The sequence below is a fragment of the Pseudomonas folii genome, assembly GCF_014357575.1.
Classification (GTDB): domain Bacteria; phylum Pseudomonadota; class Gammaproteobacteria; order Pseudomonadales; family Pseudomonadaceae; genus Aquipseudomonas; species Aquipseudomonas folii.
On sequence record NZ_JACONW010000252.1, the window covers coordinates 1 to 4,445 of the forward strand.

Below are 4,445 nucleotides of genomic sequence, written 5' to 3' on the forward strand. Positions count from 1 at the left end.
ATGGTGGGGATTCTGATGGCAAAGGAATAGAACTGTAGGAGCTGCCGAAGGCTGCGAAGGGTCTTGGTCGCTGAGGTGACTTCAAGAGTGTTCGCAGCCTTCGGCAGCTCCTACAGGGGATACGTTGTCAAGGAAGTGCTGCCACAACCGACAGCTCAACCAGTATTTCCGGTTCGCACAGCTTTGCTTCGACAGTTGCACGTGCGGGCGCGACGCCTTTTGGCAGCCATTTATCCCAGACGCTGTTCATTCCGGCAAAGTGGGCGTCGATGTCTTTCAGGTAAATCGTCACTGACAGGATGCGACTTTTGTCAGTACCGGCCAGATCCAGCAAGCGCTCGATGCTGTTGAGGGTCTCGCGGGTTTGTTGTTCGATCCCGGCGGCCATGTCGTCACCGACCTGGCCTGCAAGGTACACGGTGCCGTTATGGACGACGACCTGGCTCATGCGCTCATTGGTGAGCTGGCGCTGGATGGACATTTTTTGCGATCTCCCTAGTGCTGCCGTAACGAGAAATATCAAGGCCTTCGGCGCTGATCTGAGGTTTCTGGCGAGCAATCAGGTCCGCCAGCAAACGACCCGAACCGCAGGCCATGGTCCAGCCCAATGTACCGTGGCCGGTATTGAGGAACAGGTTACGGTACGGCGTGGCACCGACAATCGGTGTGCCGTCCGGCGTCGTGGGGCGCAGACCGGTCCAGAAACTGGCCTGGCTCAAGTCACCGCCGCGAGGATAAAGATCGTTGACGATCATCTCCAGTGTTTCACGTCGACGCGGGTTCAGCGACAGATCAAACCCGGCAATCTCTGCCATCCCGCCGACCCGGATACGGTTATCAAAGCGGGTAATCGCCACCTTGAAAGTCTCATCGAGAATGGTCGATGTCGGGGCCATCGCCGGATCGGTGATCGGCACCGTCAGCGAATAACCCTTGAGCGGATACACAGGAGCCTTGATGCCCAGTGGCTTGAGCAACTGCGGCGAGTAGCTGCCGAGTGCCAGGACGTAACGGTCTGCTGTCTCCAGCTTGCCGTCGATCCACACACCATTGATGCGGTCGCCAGCGAAATCAATACGCTCGATGGACTGGTTGTAGCGGAACTCAACGCCCAACTGCACAGCCATCTCGGCCAGGCGAGTGGTAAACATCTGGCAATCGCCGGTCTGGTCGTTGGGCAGACGCAGAGCACCCGCGAGAATATTGGTCACACCCGCCAAAGCCGGTTCAACCCGGGCAATATCGTCGCGGTTCAAAAGCTCGAATGGCACGCCGGACTGTTCAAGAACAGAGATGTCTTTGGCGGCGTTATCCAGTTGCTCCTGAGTGCGGAACAGCTGAGTTGTACCCAGTGTGCGGCCTTCGTAAGCGATGCCGGTTTCAGCACGCAATTCGTCCAGACAATCGCGGCTGTATTCGGACAGGCGAACCATGCGTTCTTTGTTTACGGCATAGCGGTTGGCCGTGCAGTTGCGCAACATTTGCGCCATCCAAAGATATTGGTCGATATCGGCAGTGGCTTTGATCGCCAGCGGTGCATGGCGCTGAAGCAGCCATTTGATCGCTTTGAGCGGCACGCCGGGCGCTGCCCAAGGCGATGCATAACCCGGCGAAACCTGCCCCGCGTTGGCAAAGCTGGTTTCCATGGCTACTGCTGGCTGGCGATCCACGACCGTAACCTGCATGCCTGCCCGTGCCAGATAATAAGCACTGGTCGTGCCGATCACACCACTACCAAGGACCAGAACGCGCATGTTGATTTACCTCATCGCGGATATCCGCTGACGTTTTGAAGTTTTAAGCAAGGATGTGGGCAGTATATGCAGCCAAGGGCAGTGCTTTTCACTGTATAAGTGCTTATATTTGGCGGGATTTCCCGGCAAAGAAGCCTTTGGTAGAGGGGGTTTTACCCATGCGTACCCAAACCCAGTCAAAACGTGAACTGGATAAGATCGACCGCAACATCCTGCGCATCCTTCAGGCCGACGGCCGAATCTCCTTCACCGAGCTGGGCGAGCGTGTCGGTTTGTCGACTACGCCCTGCACAGAGCGGGTCCGTCGGCTGGAGCGCGAAGGCATCATCATGGGTTACAACGCCCGCCTCAATCCGCAAAGTCTCAAGGCTAGCCTATTGGTGTTCGTCGAGATCAGCCTGGACTACAAGTCTGGCGACACCTTCGAAGAATTCCGCCGCGCCGTGCTGAAACTGCCCCATGTGCTGGAGTGCCACCTGGTCTCGGGTGACTTCGATTACTTGGTCAAAGCGCGCATTTCGGAAATGGCCTCGTACCGCAAATTGCTGGGCGACATCCTGCTCAAACTGCCCCACGTGCGGGAGTCCAAGAGCTATATCGTGATGGAAGAGGTGAAAGAGAGCCTGAATCTGCCGATTGCGGATTGAGTCGGGTATCTGTGGATTTCTTGTCGGAGATTCTATGTTTGCCCGCAATCTGACGTGGGACCGGCTTTAGCCGGGAAGAGGCCAGTACATTCAACAAATATAGGGAGTCTGTAATACTGCTTTCCCGGCTAAAGCCGGTCCCACGTCATCAGTACAGTTTGAGTCTCGTCCAGCGTCTAAACCAACACCTGCCGCGTCGACGCCATGTACTCATGAATCTGCTTTTCGACCCGCGGATGAATCATCTCCACCGGTCTGCGACCATTGGGGCAAGGCAAGGTGGGCGTGGTGCCGAACATGCGGCAGATCAGTGGGCGTTCGTCATACACCGTGCAACCGTTGGGGCCTAGGTGCACACAATTGAGTTCGTCCATGGCCGCACCCTGCTCGGCTGTCGTCTTGCGCGGCAGACGGGACATTTCTTCTGGCGAGGTCGTCACCGGACCACAGCAGTCGTGACAGCCTGGGACGCATTCGAAAGAAGGAATCTGCTGACGTAACGCACGAATTTTCTGACTGTTGCAGCTCATTGAAACTTACCCGCTGTGAATGGGCGTGATTTTGCCTCAGTCAGGCTGTTCAAGACAGCACCGTCTGGATCGCGCCTTGCCCGTCGCCGAACCTGCGGCTTATCCTCGGGAATGTTTTTCAGACGCCAGCAACGGGATCCCGCCATGAACGCCCGCGTTCAACCATCGACCGCCAACGACCAGCACACCGCCTCTTATTACGCCGCCAGCAGCCATCCACGCCCGGATTATCCGTCGCTGCAAGGCCAGATTCAGGCGGACGTCTGTGTGGTGGGCGGCGGCTTTTCCGGCCTGAATACCGCTATTGAGCTGGCCGAGCGTGGCTTGAGCGTGGTGCTGCTGGAAGCGCGAAAAATTGGCTGGGGCGCCAGCGGGCGTAATGGCGGGCAGTTGATTCGCGGTGTTGGCCACGGTCTGGAGCAGTTCACGGGCGTGGTCGGTGCTGAGGGCGTTCGGCAGTTGAAGCTGATGGGCATTGAGGCGGTCGAAATCGTGCGCCAGCGTGTCGAGCGCTATGGCATCAATTGCGATCTGACCTGGGGTTATTGCGACCTGGCCAACAAGCCTCGGGATCTAGTCGGGCTGGCCGAAGATGCTGATGAGTTGCGCGATTTGGGTTATCGCCATTCGTTAAAACTGCTGCAGGCCAGCGAGATGCGCAGCGTAGTCGGTTCTGACCGCTATGTGGGTGGTCTTATCGATATGGGGTCTGGGCATTTGCACCCGCTGAACCTTGCCTTGGGCGAAGCCGCTGTGGCGCAGTCGTTGGGCGTGCAAGTGTTCGAGCACTCGGCGGTGAGTCGCATCGAATATGGTCCGCAGGTCAAAGTGCATACCCCTCAAGGCACTGTTTTGGCCAATACGCTGGTGTTGGGTTGCAACGCTTACCTGAATGATCTCAACCCACAGCTCAGCGGCAAGGTTCTACCCGCAGGCAGCTACATCATCGCGACCGAGCCATTGAGTAAAGAGTTGGCCACGCAGTTGCTGCCACAAAACATGGCCGTGTGTGATCAGCGCGTGACGGTGGACTACTTCCGGCTCTCGGCGGATCGACGCTTATTGTTTGGTGGGGCCTGTCACTACTCGGGTCGTGACCCTCAGGACATCGCGGCCTATATGCAGCCCAAGATGCTCAAGGTGTTCCCGCAGTTGGCTGGCGTAAAGATCGATTATCAGTGGGGCGGCATGATCGGCATCGGTGCCAACCGCTTGCCGCAGATCGGTCGATTGAAGGACCAGCCCAATGTGTTCTACGCCCAGGCCTATTCCGGACACGGCCTTAACGCGACTCATCTGGCTGGCAAGCTGCTTGGCGAAGCCATTGCCGGGCAACACAGCAATGGCTTCGAGCTGTTCGCCAAAGTCCCGCACATTACCTTCCCGGGCGGCAAGCATTTGCGTTCGCCGCTGCTGGCGCTGGGGATGCTTTGGCATCGGTTGAAGGAATTGCGTTGAGCCTGACGTTGATTGATGGACGACTTCGGTCCAACAAGGGAATGCGGTTTCTTGTG

5 protein-coding genes are annotated in these 4,445 nt (G+C 57.5%); 2 read left to right on the forward strand and 3 right to left on the reverse strand.

Translation table 11 applies throughout. The features are described 5' to 3' along the window. Positions 1-127 precede the first annotated feature (127 nt). Positions 128-481, reverse strand: coding sequence for a RidA family protein (locus tag H8S59_RS26215; RefSeq protein WP_095093164.1), 354 nt, complete (start codon positions 479-481; stop codon positions 128-130). Continuing rightward, positions 453-1,754, reverse strand: a complete 1,302-nt coding sequence (dadA, locus tag H8S59_RS26220) for a D-amino acid dehydrogenase (RefSeq protein ID WP_095093165.1) — start codon at positions 1,752-1,754, stop codon at positions 453-455. The genes H8S59_RS26215 and dadA overlap by 29 nt, the downstream gene beginning before the upstream one ends. Positions 1,755-1,912: 158 nt before the next feature. Between dadA and H8S59_RS26225 the strand changes: the two genes are divergently transcribed. Next, positions 1,913-2,401: an Lrp/AsnC ligand binding domain-containing protein gene (locus H8S59_RS26225; RefSeq protein WP_027901535.1), complete on the forward strand. Its 489-nt coding sequence runs from the start codon at positions 1,913-1,915 to the stop codon at positions 2,399-2,401. Positions 2,402-2,577: 176 nt separating this feature from the next. On the opposite strand, the gene H8S59_RS26230 is transcribed toward H8S59_RS26225, so the two are convergent. Next, entirely contained in the window at positions 2,578-2,931 is a 354-nt protein-coding gene (locus tag H8S59_RS26230) for a YkgJ family cysteine cluster protein (RefSeq protein ID WP_187523301.1), read from the reverse strand. Between the two features lie 144 nt (positions 2,932-3,075). Here H8S59_RS26230 and H8S59_RS26235 point away from each other — a divergent pair, with 144 nt between their 5' ends. Beyond that, a complete protein-coding gene (locus H8S59_RS26235) occupies positions 3,076-4,389 on the forward strand; it encodes an NAD(P)/FAD-dependent oxidoreductase (RefSeq protein WP_187523302.1) in 1,314 nt (437 codons plus the stop codon). Positions 4,390-4,445 lie beyond the last annotated feature (56 nt).